This window comes from Streptomyces sp. LX-29, assembly GCF_029541745.1.
Classification (GTDB): Bacteria; Actinomycetota; Actinomycetes; order Streptomycetales; family Streptomycetaceae; genus Streptomyces.
This window is the reverse complement of sequence record NZ_CP089746.1, coordinates 1,139,285-1,161,034: the sequence shown is the minus strand read 5'-3', so window position 1 is coordinate 1,161,034 and position 21,750 is coordinate 1,139,285. Positions and strand designations below refer to the sequence as shown.

At 75.2% G+C, this 21,750-nt stretch carries 20 protein-coding genes; 7 read left to right on the top strand and 13 right to left on the bottom strand.

What is annotated here, in order from left to right; translation table 11 throughout:
• Positions 1–142: 142 nt before the first annotated feature.
• Together lnt and LRS74_RS05075 are read left to right on the top strand one after the other, a co-directional pair.
• On the top strand, positions 143–1,801 hold the full coding sequence (gene lnt / locus LRS74_RS05080; protein ID WP_277739851.1) for an apolipoprotein N-acyltransferase: 1,659 nt from the start codon (positions 143–145) through the stop codon (positions 1,799–1,801).
• Positions 1,798–2,571, top strand: coding sequence for a polyprenol monophosphomannose synthase (locus LRS74_RS05075; protein ID WP_277739850.1), 774 nt, complete (start codon positions 1,798–1,800; stop codon positions 2,569–2,571). Before lnt ends, LRS74_RS05075 begins: the two co-directional genes overlap by 4 nt.
• 87 nt (positions 2,572–2,658) lie before the next feature.
• Here LRS74_RS05075 and LRS74_RS05070 read toward each other — a convergent pair whose 3' ends face one another.
• Genes LRS74_RS05070 through LRS74_RS05045 form a run of 6 tightly spaced genes read right to left on the bottom strand, consistent with a single transcriptional unit; the run spans position 2,659 to position 6,602 of the window.
• A complete protein-coding gene (locus LRS74_RS05070) occupies positions 2,659–4,503 on the bottom strand; it encodes a complex I subunit 5 family protein (RefSeq protein ID WP_277739849.1) in 1,845 nt (614 codons plus the stop codon).
• Between the two features lie 15 nt (positions 4,504–4,518).
• Complete coding sequence (locus LRS74_RS05065; RefSeq protein ID WP_277739848.1) at positions 4,519–4,863, bottom strand: cation:proton antiporter subunit C; 345 nt, start codon at positions 4,861–4,863, stop codon at positions 4,519–4,521.
• Positions 4,860–5,615, bottom strand: a complete 756-nt coding sequence (locus LRS74_RS05060) for an MnhB domain-containing protein (RefSeq protein WP_277739847.1) — start codon at positions 5,613–5,615, stop codon at positions 4,860–4,862. The genes LRS74_RS05065 and LRS74_RS05060 overlap by 4 nt, the downstream gene beginning before the upstream one ends.
• Complete coding sequence (locus LRS74_RS05055; protein WP_277739846.1) at positions 5,612–5,941, bottom strand: DUF4040 domain-containing protein; 330 nt, start codon at positions 5,939–5,941, stop codon at positions 5,612–5,614. The genes LRS74_RS05060 and LRS74_RS05055 overlap by 4 nt, the downstream gene beginning before the upstream one ends.
• Positions 5,926–6,429 (bottom strand): MrpF/PhaF family protein, encoded by a 504-nt coding sequence (locus LRS74_RS05050; protein ID WP_347178098.1) that lies wholly within the window; start codon positions 6,427–6,429, stop codon positions 5,926–5,928. The genes LRS74_RS05055 and LRS74_RS05050 overlap by 16 nt, the downstream gene beginning before the upstream one ends.
• On the bottom strand, positions 6,426–6,602 hold the full coding sequence (locus LRS74_RS05045; RefSeq protein WP_277739845.1) for a hypothetical protein: 177 nt from the start codon (positions 6,600–6,602) through the stop codon (positions 6,426–6,428). Before LRS74_RS05045 ends, LRS74_RS05050 begins: the two co-directional genes overlap by 4 nt.
• 307 nt (positions 6,603–6,909) lie before the next feature.
• Between LRS74_RS05045 and fxsA the strand changes: the two genes are divergently transcribed.
• On the top strand, positions 6,910–7,515 hold the full coding sequence (gene fxsA / locus LRS74_RS05040) for an FxsA family membrane protein (protein WP_277739844.1): 606 nt from the start codon (positions 6,910–6,912) through the stop codon (positions 7,513–7,515).
• Positions 7,516–8,228: 713 nt separating this feature from the next.
• On the opposite strand, the gene LRS74_RS05035 is transcribed toward fxsA, so the two are convergent.
• Complete coding sequence (locus LRS74_RS05035; protein ID WP_144382530.1) at positions 8,229–8,603, bottom strand: RNA polymerase-binding protein RbpA; 375 nt, start codon at positions 8,601–8,603, stop codon at positions 8,229–8,231.
• A gap of 256 nt (positions 8,604–8,859) precedes the next feature.
• Positions 8,860–9,516: a hypothetical protein gene (locus LRS74_RS05030; RefSeq protein WP_277744605.1), complete on the bottom strand. Its 657-nt coding sequence runs from the start codon at positions 9,514–9,516 to the stop codon at positions 8,860–8,862.
• A 211-nt stretch (positions 9,517–9,727) separates the two neighbouring features.
• On the opposite strand from LRS74_RS05030, the gene LRS74_RS05025 reads away from it, so the two are divergent.
• The gene (locus LRS74_RS05025) at positions 9,728–11,233 is read left to right on the top strand and encodes a PLP-dependent aminotransferase family protein (RefSeq protein ID WP_277739843.1); all 1,506 of its coding nucleotides are present in this window, start codon (positions 9,728–9,730) and stop codon (positions 11,231–11,233) included.
• Between the two features lie 128 nt (positions 11,234–11,361).
• On the opposite strand, the gene LRS74_RS05020 is transcribed toward LRS74_RS05025, so the two are convergent.
• Together LRS74_RS05020 and LRS74_RS05015 are read right to left on the bottom strand one after the other, a co-directional pair.
• The gene (locus LRS74_RS05020) at positions 11,362–12,960 is read right to left on the bottom strand and encodes a hypothetical protein (RefSeq protein WP_277744604.1); all 1,599 of its coding nucleotides are present in this window, start codon (positions 12,958–12,960) and stop codon (positions 11,362–11,364) included.
• Between the two features lie 259 nt (positions 12,961–13,219).
• The gene (locus LRS74_RS05015; RefSeq protein WP_144382532.1) at positions 13,220–13,414 is read right to left on the bottom strand and encodes a hypothetical protein; all 195 of its coding nucleotides are present in this window, start codon (positions 13,412–13,414) and stop codon (positions 13,220–13,222) included.
• 237 nt (positions 13,415–13,651) lie between these two features.
• Here LRS74_RS05015 and LRS74_RS05010 point away from each other — a divergent pair, with 237 nt between their 5' ends.
• The 3 genes from LRS74_RS05010 (at position 13,652) to LRS74_RS05000 (ending at position 16,527) form a co-directional block, all read left to right on the top strand.
• Positions 13,652–14,068, top strand: coding sequence for an ankyrin repeat domain-containing protein (locus LRS74_RS05010; RefSeq protein ID WP_277739842.1), 417 nt, complete (start codon positions 13,652–13,654; stop codon positions 14,066–14,068).
• A 102-nt stretch (positions 14,069–14,170) separates the two neighbouring features.
• Positions 14,171–14,626, top strand: coding sequence for a peroxiredoxin (locus tag LRS74_RS05005; protein ID WP_277739841.1), 456 nt, complete (start codon positions 14,171–14,173; stop codon positions 14,624–14,626).
• A 104-nt stretch (positions 14,627–14,730) separates the two neighbouring features.
• On the top strand, positions 14,731–16,527 hold the full coding sequence (locus LRS74_RS05000) for a DUF2264 domain-containing protein (protein WP_277744603.1): 1,797 nt from the start codon (positions 14,731–14,733) through the stop codon (positions 16,525–16,527).
• A gap of 103 nt (positions 16,528–16,630) precedes the next feature.
• Here LRS74_RS05000 and LRS74_RS04995 read toward each other — a convergent pair whose 3' ends face one another.
• The 3 genes from LRS74_RS04995 to LRS74_RS04985 are packed head-to-tail and all read right to left on the bottom strand — an operon-like array spanning position 16,631 to position 21,742.
• Positions 16,631–19,558, bottom strand: a complete 2,928-nt coding sequence (locus tag LRS74_RS04995) for a glycoside hydrolase family 2 TIM barrel-domain containing protein (RefSeq protein ID WP_277739840.1) — start codon at positions 19,556–19,558, stop codon at positions 16,631–16,633.
• Between the two features lie 17 nt (positions 19,559–19,575).
• Positions 19,576–20,283 (bottom strand): lactate utilization protein C, encoded by a 708-nt coding sequence (locus tag LRS74_RS04990; RefSeq protein ID WP_277739839.1) that lies wholly within the window; start codon positions 20,281–20,283, stop codon positions 19,576–19,578.
• Positions 20,270–21,742, bottom strand: a complete 1,473-nt coding sequence (locus LRS74_RS04985; protein WP_277744602.1) for a lactate utilization protein B — start codon at positions 21,740–21,742, stop codon at positions 20,270–20,272. The genes LRS74_RS04990 and LRS74_RS04985 overlap by 14 nt, the downstream gene beginning before the upstream one ends.
• Between the last annotated feature and the right edge of the window lie 8 nt (positions 21,743–21,750).

The window sequence follows — 21,750 nt, the reverse complement described above, 5'->3', positions numbered from 1 at the left end:
CCCACGGGGCGCACCGGCCCCGCGAGGGGCGCGCCACGGAACCCTCAGCCGTGCTCACGCGTTGCTCACCCCGGGGACACATCACTCGCCGCGCGTTGTACGGTCACCTCACCACCGCACGACCTGCAGGAAGGCCGCGACCGTGCCATCGGGTTCCGAGACCACCGCCGACACCGCCACCTCCGGCGCGCCCCAGGCGCCCGCCGTGGCGGCTGCCGACGAGCCGCGGCCCACCCGCCGGCAGCGACTGGCCGGCTGGGGGCGCCGGGAGTGGCGGCGCAGCGCCCTGGCCGCGGCCGCGGGCGTGGCCCTGGGCCTCGCCTTCCCGCCCTACGGGCTGTGGCCGCTGTCGCTGCTCGCCGTGGCCGCGCTGTCCCTGCTGACCCGCGGCAGGACCGCGCGACAGGGGGCCTGGACCGGTTTCGCCTTCGGGCTGCCGTTCTTCGTGGTGCTCCTGAAGTGGCTGAACGTCGTCGGCTGGGACGCCGTGGTGGGCCTCTCCCTCATCGAGTCGCTCTTCCTGGTGGCGATGGGCGCCGGGCTGGCGCTCGTCTCCCGGCTGCCCGCGTGGCCGCTGTGGGGGGCGTGCCTGTGGGTGGCGCAGGAGTGGGCGCGTGACCGCACGCCGTTCGGCGGCTTCCCCTGGGGCCGGTTGGCCTTCGCCAACACCGGCTCGCCCTACACCCCGCTGGCCGCGCTGGGCGGTGCCCCGCTGGTCACCTTCGCGGTCGCCCTCACCGGCACCCTGCTGGCCGCCGCCGCCCTCGTCTGCTGGCGGATGCGGGGCCGGCTGGCCGCGCGCACCGCGCTGCCGGCCGCCGGAGCGGTGGCGCTCGCCGCCGCCGTCACCGGGGCCGGGTACGCCGTGCCGATCCCGACCGACGCCGACGACACCGTCGACATCGCCGTCGTCCAGGGCAACGTCCAGCAGCCCGGCATGGACTTCCTCGGGCGCCCGATGAAGATCCTCAACAACCACGTCGAGGCCACCCTGAAGCTGGCCGAGGACGTCAAGGCCGGCCGCGCGGACCGGCCGGACCTGGTGATCTGGCCGGAGAACGCCTCCGACCTGGACCCCTTCCAGTACCGGGAGGCGTACGACCGGATCGACGAGGCGGTCAAGGCCATCGGCGTGCCGGTGCTGGTCGGCGCGCTCGTCGACCACCCCGACAAGCCGGGGTACGTCTTCAACCAGGGCATCGTCTGGGACCCGAAGACCGGTCCCGGCGCCTCGTACACCAAGCAGCACCCGGTGCCGTTCGGCGAGTACGTGCCGTTCCGCGCCCAGCTCAGCAAGGTCATCTCCCGGCTGCAGCGGGTCCCGCGCGACTTCTACCCCGGCGACCACTCCGGCGTGCTCCAGCTCGGCCCGGCCCGGCTCGGCGATGTGATCTGCTTCGAGGTGGCCTACGACGAGATCGTTCGGGACACCGTCAACGCCGGCGCCCGCGCGCTGGTCATCCAGACCAACAACGCCACCTACGGCCGCAGCGGCCAGCCCGAGCAGCAGCTGGTCATGTCCAAGCTGCGCGCCATCGAACACGGCCGCGCGGTGGTCACCGCGGCCCCCAGCGGCATCAGCGCCGTCGTCGCCCCGGACGGCACCGTCCAGCAGCGGACGGCGGAATTCACCCAGGACGTGCTCACCGCGCGCATCCCCCTGCGTGACGACATCACCGTCGCCGACCGCGTCGGTGCGAAGCCCGAGTGGGTCCTCGCTATGGTGGGCGTTCTGTCCTGCGCGGCTGCGATCATGTTGAGCCGTCGAGGACGTACGGATATGAAGGGGCAGCACACGTGAGCGACGACGGCGGTCAGCGGACATTCGGTCCGCTCGGCACGGTCTTGGTGATCATTCCGACCTACAACGAGGCGGAGAACATCAAGCCGATCGTCGAACGGGTACGGACCGCGGTGCCCGAGGCGGACATCCTGGTCGCCGACGACAACAGCCCGGACGGCACCGGAAAGATCGCCGATGAGCTCGCGGCCGAGGACAAGCAGGTCCACGTCCTGCACCGCAAGGGCAAGGAGGGCCTCGGCGCCGCCTACCTCGCCGGCTTCCGCTGGGGCATCGAGCACGACTACGGCGTCCTGGTCGAGATGGACGCCGACGGCTCACACCAGCCCGAGGAACTGCCCCGGCTGCTCATCGCGCTGCGCAACGCCGACCTGGTGCTGGGGTCGCGCTGGGTGCCCGGCGGCCGCGTGGTCAACTGGCCCAAGCACCGCGAGTTCCTCTCCCGCGGCGGCAGCACCTACTCCCGGCTCCTGCTGGACGTGCCGGTCCGGGACGTCACCGGCGGCTTCCGGGCGTTCCGCCGCGAGACCCTGGAGGGGCTGGGCATGGACGCCGTCGCCTCGCAGGGCTACTGCTTCCAGGTCGACCTCGCCTGGCGGTCCATCAAGGCCGGCTTCACCGTCGTCGAGGTCCCCATCACCTTCGTGGAGCGCGAGCGCGGCGACAGCAAGATGAGCCGTGACATCGTCGCCGAGGCGCTGTGGCGGGTCACCTCCTGGGGCGTCTCCTCCCGCGTCAACAAGGTGCTGGGCCGCGAGCAGTCGTCGTGAGGACCGCCGACGGACGCCGCTGACCGTCCGCCGTCGGGGAGCGCGGCGCGCCGCCCGCCTCCCCGCCCCGGGGCGCCATCCGCGGCCTCACCACGGCCCGGGCCCGGCCAGCGCCGCGATCAGCACGATCCCGGCGATCAGCCAGGCGACGTAGTCGCCGATGTGCCCGGACTGGAGGCGCCGGAGCGGCGTCAGCAGCCGGGCCGCGACACCGGGAGTGGTCACCGGACGGCAGACCGCCAGCACGGCGAGCGCGACGGCCAGACCGGCGGAGACCAGGCCCAGCAGGACACCGACGGTCGACCAGTGGGGCGGCGGCACGGGCGCCGGTTCGGCGGCCTGACGTACGCCCAGCACCACCTCCCGGCCCGCGCCGGCCGCCAGCGCCGGGATCACGCCGACCGCCAGCGAGCCGGCCAGCAGCGCGCACGGCACGGCCGTCATGGTGACCGGGATGCGCCCCAGCCGGCCCCCGGTCTCCGGCTGCTCGTGTTCGCCCCGGGTCTCCGGGCCCTCCGCCCCGTCGCCGGCACCCGGCGCCGCCGGCCGCCCGTCGCCCGGCCCCGCACCGGCCTCCCGCCTGCCACTCGGCTCCCGGCCGGCCCCCGCGAACACCCGCAGACCGGCCCGGAGGACCGCGCCGCCGGTGACGGCCGACACCAGGACGAAGACGGCGGGCAGCCAACCGGCGAGGTGCCCGGCCGCTTCCTCCGCCACGGCCTTGCCCAGCCCCGTGCCGAAGGGCGGCAGCCCGGCCAGTGCCAGCCCGCCCACGAGGAACAGCCCGCCGCTGAGCGGCAGCTCGCGGGCCCGGCCGTAGAGCTCGTGCTCGTCGACCGAGGCGTAGCGGTCCAGCAGGATGCCGGCGCAGGCGAACAGGGCGGCCTTGGCGCCGGCGTGCCCGAGGACGTACAGCGCCACCCCGGCCGTCCCCTCCCGGCTCAGCACCCCCAGGCCGACCAGGAACAGCCCCGTGTGCGCCACGGTCGAGAAGGCCAGCAGCCGCTTGAGGTGGCGCTGGAGCCAGCACATGACCGCACCGAGCAACGCGGTCGCGACGCCGATGGTCACCAGGGTGCGGGTGAAGGCGGGGTGCGGGACGCCGCCGGGGCCGGCGAACACGGTCCAGTAGACCCGCCCCACGCCGTACACCCCGAGCTCCACCATCACCCCCGACAGCAGCATGCAGACCGGTGTCGGGGCCACCGCGTGCGCGTCCGGGAGCCAGAAGTGGAAGGGCACGGCGGCGGCCTTCACCAACAGCCCGCAGAGCACCAGCGCGAAGGCGGTCAGCACCAGCGCGTCCGGGCCGCCACCCGCGCCGGCGTCCAGCCGCCGCCCGATCCGGGCCAGCCCGAGCTCCCCGGTGCGCGCGTACAGCAGGACGATGCCCAGCAGCGCGCAGTAGGCGCCCAGCGAGTTGACCAGGCCGAAGGCGAGCGCACCCTGGAGCGGCCGCGGCTCCTCGACCCGGTAGCCCGTGAGCGCGTACGCGACGACCCCCATCAGCTCGAAGAAGACGAAGGCGTTGAACAGGTCCCCGGTGAGGGCGAAGCCGCACATGCCCGCCTGGAAGAGCAGGATCAGCGCGGGGAACGAGCCGCCGTGGCCGCGCGGCGGCTCCTCGAAGTACCGCCAGGAGTAGACCAGGACGGCGGTGACGAGGAAGGAGACCAGCGCCGCGAGCCCCAGCCCGATCGGGTCGCCGACGAGGACGATGCCCACTCCGCCCGACCCCGGCCCCCAGCCGCCCAGCCACTCGGCGCCCGGGTGCCGGGCGGCGAGCAGCGTCAGCACGGCCGTGGTGGCCGCGAAGCCGCAGCCGACGGCGTCGGAGGCGGTCCGCGGCAGCAGCCGGCCGGCCGCCACCAGCACGGCCGCCCCCAGCAGCGGCACCGCGACCACCAGCGGCAGCAGTCTCGTGGAGTCCATCGGCCCGGCCCTCCGTCAGCCCTTGAGCTCGGAGAGGGAGTCGGGGTCCACCGTCCCGTGCCGCTTCCGCAACTGGATCACCAGCGCGAGGAGCAGCGCGGTGACGGTCGCGCCGACCACGATGTCGGTGAGGGCCAGCGCCTGGACCACCGGATCGACCACCGGGGCGTCGGTGGGGGCGTCGGAGAAGACCGGGGCGGTGCCGTCGCGCCGGTAGCCGACGGCGAGCAGCAGCACATAGGTCGAGGACTGGGTGACGGCGAGACAGCCCACCGCGTGGATGAGGTCACGGCTGGTCACCAGCCCGTAGCAGCCGACCAGGAAGATCCAGCAGGCGACCAGGTACGGCAGCACCGTCATGCGCGATCCCTCTCCGCCGGGTCCGAGGACTCCTCGATCTCCACCGCCTGGTCCAGGAACCGGGCCAGCAACACCACCACGGCGCAGCCGACCTCCATGCCCACGGCGGCGTTGAGGACGACGACCGTGCCGCCGGAGGCCACCGTGCCGAACTCGCCCGGCGGCAGCACGTTGGCGAGGAAGGCCGCGCCCGCCAGCACCCCCGCCAGCCCGGTGATCACGTACGCGGCCTCCCCGGCCGCGTCCCCGACCTCGTACAGCCCGACCGGCCGGATCCGCTCCAGCGCGCGGTAGTCGACGGCGATGTAGAGCAGGTGCAGCGCGGTGGCGGCGACCACCCCGCCCTGGAAGCCGCCGCCGGGGCTGACCGGCCCGTGCGCGATGACATACAGCCCGATGAGGAGCGTCACCGGCAGCATCAGCGTGCCGAACCAGCGGATCCCGGCCGGGACGCGCGCCGGCTCCGGCTCCTCGCGGTGCTCGTCGGCGGTCTGCCGCAGCAGCACCACGGTGCCCACCACGGCGGCGAACAGGATGGTCTCCTCGCCGAGGGTGTCCAGGGCGCGCAGGTCGAAGTTGACGAAGGAGACGACGTTGGCGGTGTGCCGGCGCAGCGCCGCGGCCACGGCGCTCTCGCCGTACGGATGGTGCGGGCCGCCGAAGGGCGGCAGTCGGAGGCAGGCGAGGGCCAGTAGGGCCGCCAGGGCGGCCGCCCCGGCCAGGAAGAGCCACAGCCGGCCGCGCGAGGTCATCGCTCGGGCCCTCGGAGGTGGCGCCGGCCGCCGCGGTCCCCGTCGGGCGACGGGTCCTGCGGCGCCGCGCCCCGCGGCCCGTCCTCGCGGCCGGCCCGCCGGACCTTCCGCACCGCCAGCAGGATCATCAGCGGGGTCACCGCCGAGCCCACGGCCAGCTGGGACAGCGCCACGTCCGGGGCCTGGACGAAGAGGAACAGCAGCGTCAGCGTCAGCCCGAGGAAGGAGAGCACGGGCACCTGGCGCAGCGGGTCCCGGTTGAGCACCGCCGCGGTCGCGGCGGCCGCCACCAGGACCAGGGCCACCACGATCAGCGCGTCCGCCACTCCCGGCCACCCCTCTCCACGCTGGTCACCAGCGAACCGGCCATCAGCAGGCCACCGATCAGCAGGAGTTTGCCGCCGGCCCGGCCGGGACCTGCGGCCACACACAGCGGCAGCACGGTGGCCGGCACGCCCAGCCAGGCGGTCCGGCGCACCCACCGCGAGCCCGGCAGGGTGTCCAGGAAGCGTGCGTAGACCAGCGTGCCGGCGGGCGCGAGAACGGCCAGCACTAGCGCCGCGTCGACATACGACGGCCGCCGGAAGCCCTGGGCCGCCAACAGCAGGCACAGGCAGCACAGCAGACCGGCGAGGTTGAGGCCGACCAGCCGGCGGAGCGGATCGCCGGTCGCGACGCGCCACAGCACCGGGCCGAGCGCCACGAGCGGGACCAGCGCGGCCGCCAGCCACCCGTCGGCGGTGCCCACGGGCGCGCCGGAGCCCACGGCACCGGCGGCACGGGCGACCATGGCGCACGGGCCCGCCGCGCTCACCGGCGGGCCACCGCCCGGCGCGCGGCCCGGGCGGCGACGGCGGCCGGCAGTGCCGCGACCGCGCCCACCGCCGCCTCCAACGGGCTCAGCGAGGCGACGAGGAGCAGCCACAGCGCGGTCAGCGCGGCCCACCAGGCGGCGATCTCCAGCGCGCCGGTCAGTACACCGGTCATCCCGGCACCTCCGTGGCAGCTCCGCTTCCTGGCCCGCAGCGTACGGGCGGTGGGTGGCCGGCACCGGGGAGGCGCGCGGTGCCGGCCACCCGGGCCGCGGCGATCCGCGCCCCCTGGAGGAGGGGTGCCCCCGGCGGAGGCGGTGGCGGGCCGGGAGTTCCGGACGAGGCGGTGGCGGTGCCCGGAGTTCCGGACGAGGCGGCGGCGGTGCCGGGAGTTCCGGACGAGGACGGGGCCCGGAGTTCCGGACGTGGAGATGCCGCCCCCTCAGACGCATCGACCCACCCGGCCCAGGCACACTGGGGGCATGACGACCGGCACCCCGCACCAGACAGGCCCGACCCGCCCCCAGCGCTCGCGCACCCGCACCTTCCTGCCGCTGATCGTGGCGGCCTGGCTGGTGCTGGAGGTCTGGCTGCTGATGCTGGTGGGAGAGGCGGCCGGCGGGCTGACCGTCTTTCTGCTGCTGGTCGCCGGCATGGTGCTCGGGGCGGTGGTGATCAAGCGCGCGGGCCGGCGGGCCTGGCGCTCGCTCTCCGAGTCGTTCCAGCAGCCGGGCGCCGCCCTGCGGGAGGACGGCACCGAGCGGGGGAGCGGCCGCGGCGGCGCCGGGGGCTCGGCCTCCGGGAACGCGCTGCCGATGCTCGGCGGCCTGCTGCTGATGCTCCCCGGACTGCTGTCCGACGTCGCCGGGCTGCTGTGCCTGTTCCCGCCGACGCGGGCGCTGCTGCGCAGCCGGGTGGAGCGCGCCCTGGACCGTCGCATGCGCGCCGCGACGCCGGGCGGCCTCGAGGACGTCCTCCAGCAGGCGCGCATGCACCGCCCGGACGGCAAGGTGGTCCAGGGCGAGGTGATCAGGGACGAGCCGCGGTCCGACGCGCCGCGCCGCGAGGACCCGCCGCTGACGCGGTAGCCCCTGGCGGGGCGCCGCCGTCGTCACCCGGCCGCGGTGCCGGGTGGTGCGCCGACCCGTCGCCCCGCGGCGCGGTCGTGGCCTCCGGACGCCGCCGTGGCGGTGTGCCGTCCGGACTTCCGCCGCGGCGTCGGGGGAAGGCCACCGTGGCCTCGCTCACTCCCGGCGGCTCCCGCTCCGGTCGTCCCGTGTTTCGCGGGGTCGGGTCTCGCGTCACCGCGAGGAACGGGTGGCTCAGGCGCCGGCTGGGGTGGGCCGGGGGCCGCGGGTGGGCCCACCGGGCGAGGAACGGGTGGCTCAGGCGCCGGCTGGGGTGGGCCGGGGGCCGCGGGTGGGCCCGCCGGATGGCGCCTGGGCAGGACAAGGGCCGGGGCCGCTGCTCACACAGCGGACGCCGCCGCGGCGGTGTGCCGTCCGGACTCCCGCCGCGGCGGTGTGCCGTCCGGACTTCCGCCCCGGCATCGGGGGAAGGCCACCGTGGCCTCGCTCACTCCCGGCGGCTCCCGCTCCGGTCGTCCCGTGTTTCGCGGTGTCGGGTCTCGCGTCACCGCGAGGAACGGGTGGCTCAGGCGCCGGCTGGGGCGGACCGGGCGCCGCGGGTGGGCCCGCCGGATGGCGCCTGGGCAGGACAAGGGCCGGGGCCGCTGCTCACACAGCGGCCCCGGCCCTTGATCAATCGATATCCGCCCGCAGTGACCGGGCTGAGGCTCGGCTCAGGCGGACTTGCGGGTGTCCCGCGGATGCACGGCGATGTTCATGGCGCCGGAGCGCAGGACCGCCAGCCGCTCGGCCAGCACCTCCTCCAGCTCCTCGCGGGTGCGCCGCTCCATGAGCATGTCCCAGTGCGTGCGTGCGGGCTTGCCCTTCTTCTCCTCGGGGCCGTCGCCATCCACCAGGAGTGCCATGGCGCCGCACGCCTTGCACTCCCACTCCGGCGGAATCTCCGCCTCAACCGAGAACGGCATCTCGAATCGATGGCCGTTCTCGCATGCGTACTCCACCGCCTGGCGCGGGGCCAGATCGATGCCGCGGTCGGTCTCGTAGCTGGTCACCACGAGTCGCGTGCCGCGGAGAGCTCGCTCACTCATGAATCGTGCCTCCCGGGCTTGTCGCCCACAGGACAGGTGTCGCTGTCGTCGTCATCCGGTCAACGTCCGGTCGGCGGTGAAGATTCCCGTTCTGGGACATGCGTCGCCCGTCGTGCCGCCCCGTTGTTCTACCCACAGGCGCCCGGTTTGTCACATCTGGCAGCAGATGTCACCCAGCGTTTCCGGCTCTTTAGCGCGCAGTAACGGTACGCCTAGCAGGTCGAGGGCGTACACTACCGCTCTTTGCCTGTAAGCTCTAAATCCGATCCGGAGTGGGACTCTCCGCGCCCTCCGGACGCCCGTGTGTGACCGGGGTGTCCGCGGTGTCGATCGCGTCGGATTCGTCCGTCGTCGTCTCGGATCGCGCGACCACCGTGGAGCCGCTTTCCTCCGCTCCCGGCACGGCGCAGATCCGCAGGAAGAACTGGGCCAGCGGCCCGATCGTCAGGGCGTACAGCACCGTTCCCAGGCCGACCGACCCGCCCATCGCGAATCCCGCCGCCAGCACCGTCAGCTCGATTCCGGTCCGCACCACGCGGATGGAGCGTCCGGTCCGCGCGTGCAGCCCGGTCATCAGCCCGTCGCGCGGGCCCGCACCGAACCGCGCCGAGATGTACAGGCCGGTCGCCGCCCCGTTGAGGACGATGCCGAAGACCAGCAGGGGCGCCCGCACGGCCAGCGAGTCCGGCGTCGGCATCAGGGCCAGCGCCCCGTCCACCACCAGGCCGATCACCACGACGTTCGAGATCGTGCCGAGCCCCGGCCGCTGGCGCAGCGGGATCCACAGCAGCAGCGCCAGCACGCCGACCGCGATCGTCACCGTGCCGATGGAGTACGAGGTGCGCTCGGAGATCCCCTGGTGGAAGGCGTCCCAGGGGTCGAGGCCGAGGTCGGCGCGCAGCATCATCGCCATGCTCACCCCGTACAGGACGAGCCCCACGTAGAGCTGGACGATGCGGCGGGTGAGCTGGGTCCCCCTGGCTGCGGACAAGGAACTCTCCTCGGGCGGTGCGAGCGTGGTGCGATTGGTGCGCTGGCTGGCGCTATTGGCCTGCCGCGTGACACTCTGGACCAAGGAACAAGTCCAGTTCCATGGCCAATTCCAGGAAGGTGGACCGAATTCAATGAGTCCATGGACCTCCGCGGTGGGCGCACCGCAGCTCGCCCGCCTCCTGTCCTCCCAGCACACCCGCGAAGCCACCGCCGCCCCGGCCGGCCGCCGGCTGCCCGCCTACCGGGCCCTGGCCGACGGCGTGCGGCTGCTGGTTCTCGAAGGCCGGGTGCCGGTCGCCGCCCGACTGCCCGCCGAGCGCGAGCTGGCCGCCGCGCTCAAGGTCAGCCGCACCACCGTCGCCGCCGCCTACGAGGCGCTGCGCGGCGAGGGCTTCCTGGAGTCCCGGCGCGGAGCCGGCAGTTGGACCGCCGTGCCCGCCGGACGGCCGCTGCCCGGCCGCGGCCTGGATCCGCTGCCGCCCGAGGCCGCCGGCTCGATCATCGACCTCGGCTGTGCCGCGCTGCCCGCCCCCGAGCCCTGGCTGACCCGCGCCTTCACCGGCGCCCTGGAAGAGGTGCCGCTCTACGCGCACACCCACGGCGACTACCCGGCCGGGCTGCCCGCCCTCCGCGAGGCGCTCGCGGACCGGTACACCGCGCGGGGCATCCCCACCATGCCCGAGCAGATCATGGTGACCACCGGCGCCATGGGCGCGGTCGCCGCCACCTGTCGGCTGTTCGTCCGCCCCGGCGAGCGGGTCGCCGTCGAGTCCCCCTCGTACGCCAACGTCCTCCAGCTCATGCGCGAGGCGGGCGTGCGGCTGGTGCCGATCGGCATGGCGGACGGGCTGGCGGGCTGGGACCTGCACGCCTGGCGGCAGGTGCTGCGCGACGCCGCCCCCCGCATGGCCTACGTCATCGCCGACTTCCACAACCCGACCGGGGCGCTCGCCGACGAGGAGCAGCGGCGCCAGCTGGTGGACGCCGCCCGCGCGGCCGGGATCGTGCTCGTCGCCGACGAGACCATGTCCGAGCTGACGCTGGACCCCGGGACCCCGCGGCCGCGCCCCGTCAGCGCCTTCGACCCGGCCGGCAGCACCGTGGTCACGGTCGGTTCGGCCAGCAAGAGCTTCTGGGCCGGGCTGCGCATCGGCTGGGTGCGGGCCGCGCCCGACGTCATCCGCTCCCTGGTGGCCGCCCGCGCCTACGCAGATCTGGGCACCCCGGTGATGGAACAGCTCGCCGTCGCCTGGCTGCTGAACACCGGTGGCTGGGAGGGCGCCCTGGAGCTGCGCCGCGCCGAGGCGCGGCAGAACCGGGACGCCCTGGTCGACGCGGTCCGCCGGCACCTGCCCGACTGGGAGTTCACCGTGCCGCACGGCGGTCTGACGCTCTGGGCGCGCACCGGCGGTCTCTCCGGCTCCCGTATCGCGGAGGTGGGCGAGCGGCTCGGCGTACGGGTCCCCTCCGGCCCCCGGTTCGGCGTCGACGGCGCCTTCGAGGGGTACGTCCGGTTGCCGTTCACGGTGAACGGCCCGGTCGCCGAGGAGGCCGCCAGCCGCCTGGCCGCCGCCAGCCGCCTGGTCCGCACCGGCGCCGCGGCCGAGGCCGACCTGCCGCGCAGCTACGTGGCCTGATCCGGCTCGCGGCCGCCACGGTGGCGCGCCGCGTCGGAGCGGCCCCGCGGTGTCGACCACCCGCCGGGCGCCCGGCCGGAAGCCGGCCGGGTGTGGTCGTGGCGGCCCGCCGGCTCGGTGTCGTGGGGTCAGGGGGTCTGGACCGGCAGCGGTCCGTCGCCGTCGGCGGGCTGCTGGCCCACCGCCGCCTCGACGGTGACGGGCTGCGGGGTCGCCGCGTCCGCTTCGGCGGCGTCCGCTTCGGCCGGGGCCGCGTCCTCGCCCGGGATCGTCCGCTCCGGCAGCAGCTCCAGCACCGCGCGCCGCTGCGTCTCGCTCGCCTCGTCGTCGTGCGGGTCGGGGGTGGCGGGCACCTGGAGTCGGTGCACCGGACCGCCGCCCAGCCGTGCGTAGCCGCGCCCTGGGGGCACCTCGCGGGTCGGGGTGGTGTGCGGCGGGGCGCCGAGCACGGCGTTGATCTGGTCGTACGAGGCGGGGCCGAGGACCACGCGGGCGCGGGTGTGGGACCGCACCGGCTCGCTCAGCGCGTCGTGACAGTCGAGCTGTTCGGCCACCACGACGGTGATGTGCGCGGCGCGGCCGTGCCGCAGCGGGAGGTGGAGCAGCTCCTGCGGGTCGGTGCGGCCGTCGGCGGCCGCGAGCTGGCTGAGCACGGTGGGCCGGTCCAGCAGCAGCCACAGGGGGCGGCGGATGTCGTCCGGCACCGGATGTCCGAGCTGCCGTGCGCGGTTGGCGGCGATCAGCCGACGCTCGGTCTCGTGCGCGGCCCACTCCAGTGTCGCCAGCACGCCGGTCAGCCCGCACTCCACGGCGAGCACCCCGGCCCGGCCGGTCAGGCAGGCGTACTCGCCGCCTCCGCAGCCGTCGAGCACCAGCACGTCGCCGTGGTGCAGGGCCTGGAGCGCCAGCGAGCGCAGCAGGGTGGTGGTGCCGCTTCCGGGCTGACCGAGGGCGAGCAGATGCGGCTCGGTGGAGCGCGGCCCGGTGCGCCAGACCACCGGCGGCGCGTCCCGCGACTCCTCGCCGTCGAGGACCGGCAGGGTGCGCGCCACCCCGGTCGGGTCGGTGAAGCCGAGCACGGCCTCGCCCGGGGTGGCGACGAAGCGCTGCGCGTGGATCCCGGTGGACAGCGGGGCGAGCACGGACACCTCCAGCCGGTTGTCCTCCTCGTGCCAGTCGAAGAGGTACTCCCGGCCGCGCCCGGACTTGGCGTACAGCAGCTGCTCGATGAGGCCGCGGGCCTCGGGTTCGCCGTCCTTGAAGTACGGCGGATAGCGCAGCCGCAGTCGGAGGAGCCGCCCGTCCTGGTCGAAGGCGTGCTCCTCGAAGGCGACCGGCCACTGGCCGTCGTGCCGGTAGAGCGGGTCCTGGTCCTCGGGCACCGAGAAGTACGGCACGAGCGCCTCGTACAGCGTCTGGAGCCGCTCGGCGGCGGCCACTTGCACGGCCGTGGGGGTGGACGCCGGGGCGCGCCGCCCCGCCCAGCCGGCCGCGGCCATCAGGGCGATCAGGGCGAGCAGCGGGCCGTACGGCAGCAGCATGACGACCAGGGCGCAGGAGGCGACCAGGAACAGGGCGGGTCCCCGCCGGTCGGACGGCGTCTCCGTCCAGCGGCAGCGCGCCATCACCGCCAGCACCCGCAGGCCGCGGCCCATGGTGAGCAGCGGCTGCAGGATGTCCGCGGCGCCGGCGGTCGCCGAGGTGCCGAGCCGTCGGCCGCGGACCAGGACGCCCCGGCCCTGGCCGAGGTAGCCCCGGCCGCGCACCAGGAGCTCCCGGCTCCGGGTCAGGGGGTTCCTGGCCCGAGCGAGGAGCTCCGGGTGCCCGCCGGGGGGCTCCGGGTGTCGGCCGAGGCGCTGCCGGCCGTGGTGCAGGAGCCCCTTGCCGCGGCCGAGGAGCTTCCGGCTCCGGGCGCCGAGCGCGCGGCTCCGGTCGCGCAGGGAGCCGCCGTCGGTCGGGATGCGGGGAAGTGGTCGTCGTGGCACGTCAGATCTTGATCCCACCCAGCAGGCTGGCGAGACTCGCGCCGCCGGCCTTGATGCTCGGGGCGATGGCCGTGCCCGCCAGGTAGAAGCCGAACAGGCAGCAGACGAGGGCGTGGGACGCCTTGAGGCCGTCCTTCCGGAAGAACAGGAAGACGATCACGCCGAGCAGGACGACGCCAGAGATGGACAGGATCATGACGATTCTCCTGGATGGTGGGGGGACGGTCACCATGAGTGGTTCCAGGATCACAGGATGTGTCGAGTTTCACGAAGGCGCAAATGGGTGGTTTATCCATGTATTCCGCTGAACGGGGCCGGGGCGCGCCCTTGCTGATCATCGTCCCGCGGAGGTACGTACTCTGGACGGCGGAGGCGGCCCGGGGCGGCCGCCCCACCCGCGGTCAGGCAGCAGTCGAATCCGGAGGACGAGGCCATGAGTGAGTCGAACGCCGAGAACGAGCCCGCACACGACCCCGAGGTGCTCCAACTCGCGGCCAAGATCTTCGACCTGGCCCGCCACGGCGACACCGACACGGTCGCCGCGTACGTGGACGCGGGCGTCCCCGCCAACCTCACCAACGACAAGGGCGATTCGCTGCTCATGCTCGCCGCCTACCACGGGCACGCCGACACCGTGGCGGCCCTGCTGCACCGCGGCGCCGACCCCAACCGCCCCAACGACCGCGGCCAGACCCCCCTCGCCGGAGCCGTCTTCAAGGGCGAACCGGACGTCCTCCGCGCCCTCCTCGACGGCGGCGCCGACCCGCGCCTGGGCTCCCCCTCCGCCATCGAGACGGCCCGCATGTTCGAACGCCGGGACCTGCTGGAGCTCTTCGGCGCGGAGAGGTGAGCGGGTGGTCACCGCGGTGTCCGCCACGGTGACCCGCCGTCCCGTCCCACCGCGGTCTCCCCGCCCGGGTAATCGTCGTGGCCGATCGGTAGTTTGGGGCTCATGAACATCGGAGATGTGGTCGAGGACTTCGAGCTGCCGGACGAGACCGGCGCCTCGCGAACGCTGAGCGGACTGCTCGCCGACGGTCCGGTGGTGCTGTTCTTCTACCCGGCGGCCCTCACCCCGGGGTGCACCAAGGAGGCGTGCCACTTCCGCGACATCGCGGCCGAGTTGCGCGCGGAAGGGGCGAGACCGGTGGGGGTGAGCGCGGACCCGGTGGCCCGACAGGCGGAGTTCGCGGAGAGGCACACGTTGGGCTACCCGCTGCTGTCCGACCCGGACGGCACGGTGCGGGAGCGGTTCGGCGTGAAGCGCGGGATCGCGGCGGTGCCGACCAAGCGGGTGACGTTCGTGATCGACACGGACCGGCGGGTGCTGGAGGTCGTGAAGAGCGAGTTCCGGATGTCGGTCCACGCGGACAAGGCACTGGAAGCGCTGCGCCGCAGGGCGCGGTAGCGGCCCGGGCGCCGGCGATCCGCGTGGACGAGCCGCGCACGTCCCCCGCCTCCCCGCGCGGACGCGGCCCGCGCGGCCGGCGACGACCGCCCGAGGACCGGGAGCTGAGCCCGTACACCGGCTGGACCCGCGCCCACTGGGAGTGGGCCGCCGACGGCCTGCTGACGGCGGTGGCGCCGTACGCCAGCGCCGGCGGTGCGCTCTACCACCTGCCCGGCGGCCGGCCCAGCGTCTCGGGGCGGCGCTCGGACGGGCTGGAGGGGTACGCCCGCACCTTCCTGCTGGCCGCCCTGCGGGTGGCGGGGGCGCACGGAGCCGACCCGGACGGGCTGTTGGCGCGCTACGCCGCCGGGCTGGCGGCCGGCACGGCGCGGCCGGGCGGCCCCGGCCCCGAGGACTGGCCGCGCGTCACCGACCGGTCCCAGCCGCTGGTGGAGGCCGCGTCCCTCGCGCTCGCCCTGCGACTGACCCGCCCCTGGCTGTGGGACCGGCTGGACGACGCGGTCCGCGAACGGGTCGCCGACTGGCTGGCGGACGCCCTCACCGCCGAGCCGCACCCCAACAACTGGGTGCTCTTCCCCGCGACCGTCGGCGGCTTCCTCGCCGAGGTCGGCCACCGGCCCGCCGCCGCCCGCGCCGCCGTGACACGGGGCCTGGCCCGCATCGAGCCGTGGTACGCGGGAGGCGGCTGGTACACCGACGGGCGCGGCCGTGCCTTCGACCACTACAACGGCTGGGCGCTGCACCTGTACCCGGGGCTGACCGCCTGGCTCGACGGCGACGCCGCCCGCGCCGCCCGCTACGGCCCCCGGCTCGCCGCCCACCTCGCCGACCAGGCCCGGCTGTTCGGCGCGGACGGCGCCCCGCTGCACCAGGGACGCTCCCTCACCTACCGCTTCGCGGCCGCCGCCCCGCTGTGGCTGGGCGCCCTCACCGGACACACCCCGCTGAGCCCCGGCACCACCCGCCGCCTCGCCTCGGGGGCGTTGCGCTACTTCCTCGACCGGGGCGCGACCGCCGGCACCGGACTGCTCTCCCTGGGCTGGCACGGCCCCTACGAGGGGGTGTTGCAGCGCTACTCGGGACCCGGTTCGCCGTACTGGGCGAGCAAGGGCTTCCTCGGGCTGCTGCTCCCCGCCAACCACGCGGTGTGGACCGCGCGCGAGGAACCCGCCCCGGTCGAGCGCGGCGACGCCGTCCACGCGGTGCCCGCCCCCAACTGGCTCGTACAGTCCACCGTCGCCGACGGGCTGGTCCGCGTCCACAACCACGGCAGCACCCATCCGGACCCCGACGATCCGCACTACGCCCGACTCGCCTACTCCACCGCCACCGGTCCCGCGCCCCACGGGGCCGCGCCCGACAACCACTTCGGGCTGTGGTGGGACGGACGGATCACCTCCCGCACCGAGCCGGAGCCGCTGGGGGCCGGCGACGGCTGGGCCGCCTCACGCCACCGCGCGGGACCGGCCCGCGTCCTCAGCCTGGTCCTCGCCCACGGCGCCGGCGAACTGCGCGCGCACCTGGTCACCGGCGCCCCGCGCGGCGCGGAGGTGCGGCTCAGCGGCTGGGCGGCGGACGGCGCGCCGCGCTCCGAACTCCTGCCCCTGCACGGGCTGTCGGCCGCTCCGGCGCCGCCGCCGGTGGCCACCGCCTTCGCCCGACGCGCCACCGCCCCCGCCCTGCGGGGGACGGCGGCCGGCGCCCCGCGCGGCGACCTGTTCCTGTGTCTGGCCCGCCTCACCGCCGTCGCGGACCCGCCTCCGCTCGCCGCCCTGGCCGCGGTCACCACGCGCCGCGCCCCGGACGGCGGTTGGGAGCTGACCGCCGCCTGGCGTGGCGGCCCGACCCACCGGGTCCGGTTGACGGCGGAGTCGGTGCGGGTGACGACGGCGCCCTGAGCCCGCCGTGGACCGCCGGCGGGGCGCCGCGGCGAAAGCCTCGAACGCCCCGCGCGGAGCGCCGTGGCGGAAGCCTCGAACGAACGCCCCGCGCGCGGAGCGCCTAACCCAGCGTGGAGAAGGTGAAGGAGAACTCGGCCGGCGCCGCCTCCAGTCGGTACCGGGGCAGCACCCCGGGCCCGCAGGACTGGCTGCCGATGCCGTGCTGACCGTGGTCGAGGTTGACCCAGACGGTGTCCGGCGACGGGAGCAGATCCGGGGTGTGCTCCGCCGCCTCCAACCGCTCGCTGGTCCAGCGGCGCGCCGTGAACCAGAACACCGGCCGCCCCTCGATCCGCAGCCCCCGCCCGGACGGCTCGGTCAGCTCCGCCCACCGGACGTCGGCCCGGGCCCCGTTCTCCTGCGGCCGTACATACGGGGTCTGCATCGCGTCCACCGACAGCTCCCAGCGGGCCACCCGGGCCGCCGCGCGGGTGTCCGGGTACGCCTCGCCCGGTCCGCCGCCGTACCACCGGGCGTGGCCGCACGAGGCCGGCACCCCGAGCCGCACCCCCAGCCGGGGCAGTGGGCAGCTCCAGTCGCCCTCGGGGACGACCGAGACGGCCAGCCGCAGCCGGTCCGCGGTGGCCGTCCACCGGTAACGCACCGCCAGCGCCAGATCGGTGGCGGCCGGGGCGACCCGTGAGCGCACGGTCAGCGTGGTGTCCGTGGTCTCCACGGCGTCCACCCGGTGCCGCATCCGGTGCAGCCCCAGGCCCCGCCAGATCAGCCCGTAACGCTCCTCGGGCTGCCAGGGCGCCCCGTTGTCGTTGTCGGTCGGCGCCCGCCACACGTCCAGCCGCGGGCCGGTCACCGGGAGGTCCCCGAGGGCGGTCAGAACACCGGTGGCGGCGTCGAAGACGCCGGGTCCGAGGGTGATCCGGCCGTCCGCGCGACGCGGCGCGGCGGCCGTGGCGATCACCGGGGCGGGCGGCCGGGCCGGGGCGGGCAGCCGGGCCCAGGCCACCTCGTGTCCCGCCGCCGCCCAGGCGGTGTCGGCGGCCAAGCAGGCCCGCAGCGTCCACTGGGCCTCGCCGGTGCGCTCGGTCACCGGCGGCTCCGGGAGCTTGAGGTCCGCGGCGGCGCCCGCGCTCAGCGGCGGCACCTCCCACTCGCCGGCGGCGAGCGTCTCGCCGTCGACCTCGTAGGACCAGGTGAAGGCGAGCCCGGACAGATCGGCGAAGTCGTGGCGGTTGACGACCCGTGCCGTGCCCGCCGCCCCGTCGCCCTCGATGAGCACCGGCTCGATCACCTTCTTGTACTCGACCAGGCCGGGGGAGGGCGTGCGGTCGGGGAAGAGCAGTCCGTCGCAGACGAAGTTGCCGTCGTGCAGTTCCTCGCCGAAGTCGCCGCCGTAGGCGAAGTACCGCCGGCCGTCGGGCGTGCGGCGGGCCAGACCGTGGTCGATCCACTCCCAGACGAAGCCGCCCTGGCAGCGCTCGTGGGTCTCGAACAGCCGCTGGTACTCGGTGAGCCCGCCGGGGCCGTTGCCCATCGCGTGGGCGTACTCGCAGAGGATGAACGGGAGCCGGTTGCGGCGTTCGCCCAGCTCGCGGTCGAGCAGCGGCGTCTCGGCGCGCCGACCGATCCGCTCCACCTCCTCGTGTGGCGCGTACATCCGCGAGTAGACGTCGGTGTCCCGGCAGGACAGATCGCCCTCGTAGTGGACCAGCCGGTCCGGGTCGCGCTCCCGGATCCAGCGGGCCATGGCGGTCAGCCCCCGGCCGGTGCCGCACTCGTTGCCCAGCGACCACATGATCACCGAGGGGTGGTTCTTGTCGCGCTCGACCATGCGGGCCGCGCGGTCCAGCAGCGCCGGGGTCCAGCGGTCGTCGTCGACGGGATTGCCGCGCCAGCCGACCGCGTGGAAGCCGTGGGTCTCCAGATCGCACTCGTCGATCACCCACAGGCCCAGCTCGTCGCAGAGGTCCAGGAAGGCCGGGTGCGGCGGGTAGTGGCTGGTGCGCACGGCGTTGATGTTGTGCCGCTTCATCAGCTCCACGTCGCGGCGCATCGTCTCCGGGTCCAGGGCGCGGCCCCGCTCGGGCTGGAACTCGTGCCGGTTCACGCCGCGCAGCAGCACCCGTCGGCCGTTGACCGTCAGCAGCCCGCCCTCGACGGCCACCGTGCGGAAGCCGAGGCGCAGCGGGACGCGCTCGCCCGCCGTCGTCAGCTCGGCCGCGTAGAGGCGTGGCGTCTCGGCGGTCCACGGCTCCACGGGCGCGGTGGCGCGCTCCCCGGCGGCGAGCTCCAGGCCGAGCTCCGGCACGCTCACCCGACCGCCCGGCTCGGCGTCGACGCGGAGCGTGCCGGTGCCGGTGGTGTGGTCGTAGGAGGCGTGCACGAAGACGTCCCGGACGGCGCCCTCGGGGCGGTGCTCCAGGGCCACGTCGCGGAAGATCCCCGGCAGCCACCACTGGTCCTGGTCCTCCAGGTAGCTGCCGGCGGACCACTGGTGCACCCGTACGGCCAGCACGTTGCCGCGTGGTCGGAGCAGGTGCCCGACGGCGAACTCGTGCGGCAGTCGGCTGCCCTGGAAGGTGCCCAGCTCCGCCCCGTTCAGCCAGACCCGGGCACAGGACTCCACGCCCTCGAAGCGCAGCGTGGCCGCCCCGGCCGCGGGCCAGTCCGCGGGCAGGTCGAAGACGCGGCGGTGGTCGCCGGTGGGGTTCTCGTCCGGGGTGCGGGGCGGGTCGACGGGGAAGGGGTAGCCGGTGTTGGTGTAGGCGGGGGAGCCGTGGCCCTGGAGCACCCAGTGGCCGGGCACCGCCAGCTCGTCCCAGTCGGAGGCGTCGTACCCGGGCCGGGCGAAGGAGTCGTCCTCGGCGTCGGCGGAGGGCGCGAGCCGGAACCGCCAGGTCCCGTTCAACGACAGCCGCGGCGCGCTGGAGGCGGCGTGCCAGGCGCGGGGCGGCAGGGTGCCGCTGCCGGGCGACACGTCCTCGTAGTAGCGCAGTGCGGGGGCGGGCTGCTGGTCGGGGGAGCGGCTCATGGGTCTCCTCGGTCTGCTCAGTCAGCGACGAGAATCACGTCCAGCGTGCGTGGTCCATGGACCCCCTCGACCCGGTTCAGCTCGATGTCGCTGGTGGCGGACGGGCCGGAGATCCAGGTCAGCGGGCGGGCGGGGTCCAGACGGTCGAGCGCCTGCGGCACCGAGTCCACCACCTGCTCCGGCACCCGGACGACGCAGACGTGGTGGTCGGGCACCAGGCTGACGCGGCGTCGGCCCTGGTCGGGCCCGCCGTCCAGGACCAGGGTGCCGGTCTCGGCGATGGCGACGGCGCAGCCGGTGACGACGCTGTCGACGGCGGCGAGCTCCCGCGGCGTCCGCTCCGCCGCGTCCACCACCCGCCGCGCGGTCCCGCTGCCGGACCCGGGCTCGGCGCCGGCCCCGGCCCCGCTCGCGCTCCCGGTCCCGCTCCCGGTCTTGGCGAGCCAGTCGGTCGGCAGTCCGGCCGGCACCAGCACCGTGCGGGCGCCGCGGTCCGCGAGCAGCCGGGCGAGGAGTCCGGGGAGTCCGGCGGCGTCCGTGCGGTGCACCCGGGCGCGGTAGTCGGCGAGGTTCTCGGCCAGCAGCGCGACCCGTTCGGCCGCCGTGCGCTCGCCGTGCGTCCGCGCATAGCCCCGGTCGACCGGGACGTCGGCGGGGGTCTCGCTCCGCGGGACGTCGGTGAGGGCGCGGCGGATCCGGGCCAGGATCAGATCACGGCTGCTCATGGGAGTCCCTCTCGCCGCGCGTACGCAGCCACCAGTCGCGGAACGACTCCGCCGGCACCTCGGGCAGCGCGCGGGAGTCGCTCCAGGCCCGGCCGGGGCCGGGCAGCCGGCGCGGGTGCAGCCGGAGGGTGCGGGCGGCCAGCCGCTGGCCGGCGCGCAGCACGCCGGGATGGTCGAAGGCCCAGGCCGCGGCCCGCAGCGCGGCCCGCTCGGCGGCGTGCCCCCGGGCCGGTTTGATCACCGTGCGGGTGCCGCGCAGCGTCACCTGGCCGCCCTGGACGACCCGTTCGCGCAGGTGCACCAGGACCTCGGGGATGTCGATGGCGACCGGACACACCTCGTAGCAGGCGCCGCAGAGCGAGGAGGCGTATGGCAGTGAGGCGTCCAGCGGGGTGCCGGTGCCGCGCAGCTGCGGGGTGAGGATGGCGCCGATGGGGCCCGGATAGGCCGAGCCGTAGGCATGCCCGCCGGCCCGCTCGTAGACCGGGCAGACGTTGAGACACGCCGAGCAGCGGATGCAGCGCAGGGCCTGGCGGCCGACGGTGTCGGCGAGGGCGTCGGTGCGGCCGTTGTCGAGCAGCACCAGGTGGAAGACGTGTGGTCCGTCGCCGTCGGTGGTGCCGGTCCAGGTGGAGGTGTACGGGTTCATCCGCTCTGCGGTGGAGGAGCGCGGCAGCAACTGGAGGAAGACCTCCAGGTCACGCCAGGTCGGCACCACCTTCTCCACCCCGACGACGGAGATGAGGGTCTCGGGCAGGGTCAGACACATCCGCCCGTTGCCCTCGGACTCCACCACGACCATCGTGCCGGTCTCGGCCACCATGAAGTTGGCCCCCGAGACGCCGACCTTGGCGGTCAGGAACTTCTCCCGCAGATGGAGCCTGGCGGCCTCGGCCAGCTCCGCGGGCGTGTCGCCGAGGCCCTCCGGCGCCGGGCGGCCCCAGTCCCCCATCCGCCGGGCGAAGATGTCGCGGATCTCGCCCCGGTTGCGGTGGATGGCCGGGACCAGGATGTGCGAGGGCAGATCGTCGCCCAACTGCACGATCAACTCGGCCAGATCCGTCTCGTAGGCGGTGATGCCCTCCCGGGCGAGCGCGGCGTTCAGCCCGATCTCCTGGGTGGCCATCGACTTGACCTTGACCACCTCGGTCTCGCCGGTGGCGCGCACGAGGTCGACGACGATCCGGTTGGCCTCGGCCGCGTCCGCCGCCCAGTGCACCCGCCCGCCGGCGGCCGTGACCGCCTCCTCCAGCCGCGGCAGGTAGTGGTCCAGATGCCGCAGCGTGCGGTCCTTGATCGCCGCCCCGGCGGCCCGGAGCAGCTCCCAGTCGGGCAGTTCGGCGACGGCCGCGGCGCGCTTGGCGCGGATGGTGTGCGTGGCGTGCCGGAGGTTGGCGCGCAGCCGGGCGTCGCCGACGGCGGCCGCGGCGGCCCGGGGAAACGCGGCGCGGGGCGGCATCGCGCCCC

What these genes read in the sequence shown, in the direction of transcription:
- LRS74_RS05005 (WP_277739841.1), top strand. Translation starts at nt 14,171, where the DNA reads ATGAACATCGGAGATGTGGTCGAGGACTTCGAGCTGCCGGACGAGACC.
- LRS74_RS05060 (WP_277739847.1), bottom strand. Translation starts at nt 5,615, where the DNA reads ATGACCTCGCGCGGCCGGCTGTGGCTCTTCCTGGCCGGGGCGGCCGCC.
- LRS74_RS05035 (WP_144382530.1), bottom strand. Translation starts at nt 8,603, where the DNA reads ATGAGTGAGCGAGCTCTCCGCGGCACGCGACTCGTGGTGACCAGCTAC.
- LRS74_RS05010 (WP_277739842.1), top strand. Translation starts at nt 13,652, where the DNA reads ATGAGTGAGTCGAACGCCGAGAACGAGCCCGCACACGACCCCGAGGTG.
- LRS74_RS05030 (WP_277744605.1), bottom strand. Translation starts at nt 9,516, where the DNA reads ATGGCGATGATGCTGCGCGCCGACCTCGGCCTCGACCCCTGGGACGCC.
- LRS74_RS04990 (WP_277739839.1), bottom strand. Translation starts at nt 20,283, where the DNA reads ATGAGCAGCCGTGATCTGATCCTGGCCCGGATCCGCCGCGCCCTCACC.
- LRS74_RS05045 (WP_277739845.1), bottom strand. Translation starts at nt 6,602, where the DNA reads ATGACCGGTGTACTGACCGGCGCGCTGGAGATCGCCGCCTGGTGGGCC.
- LRS74_RS05070 (WP_277739849.1), bottom strand. Translation starts at nt 4,503, where the DNA reads ATGGACTCCACGAGACTGCTGCCGCTGGTGGTCGCGGTGCCGCTGCTG.
- LRS74_RS05065 (WP_277739848.1), bottom strand. Translation starts at nt 4,863, where the DNA reads ATGACGGTGCTGCCGTACCTGGTCGCCTGCTGGATCTTCCTGGTCGGC.
- LRS74_RS04995 (WP_277739840.1), bottom strand. Translation starts at nt 19,558, where the DNA reads ATGAGCCGCTCCCCCGACCAGCAGCCCGCCCCCGCACTGCGCTACTAC.
- fxsA (WP_277739844.1), top strand. Translation starts at nt 6,910, where the DNA reads ATGACGACCGGCACCCCGCACCAGACAGGCCCGACCCGCCCCCAGCGC.
- LRS74_RS04985 (WP_277744602.1), bottom strand. Translation starts at nt 21,742, where the DNA reads ATGCCGCCCCGCGCCGCGTTTCCCCGGGCCGCCGCGGCCGCCGTCGGC.
- LRS74_RS05015 (WP_144382532.1), bottom strand. Translation starts at nt 13,414, where the DNA reads ATGATCCTGTCCATCTCTGGCGTCGTCCTGCTCGGCGTGATCGTCTTC.
- LRS74_RS05025 (WP_277739843.1), top strand. Translation starts at nt 9,728, where the DNA reads ATGAGTCCATGGACCTCCGCGGTGGGCGCACCGCAGCTCGCCCGCCTC.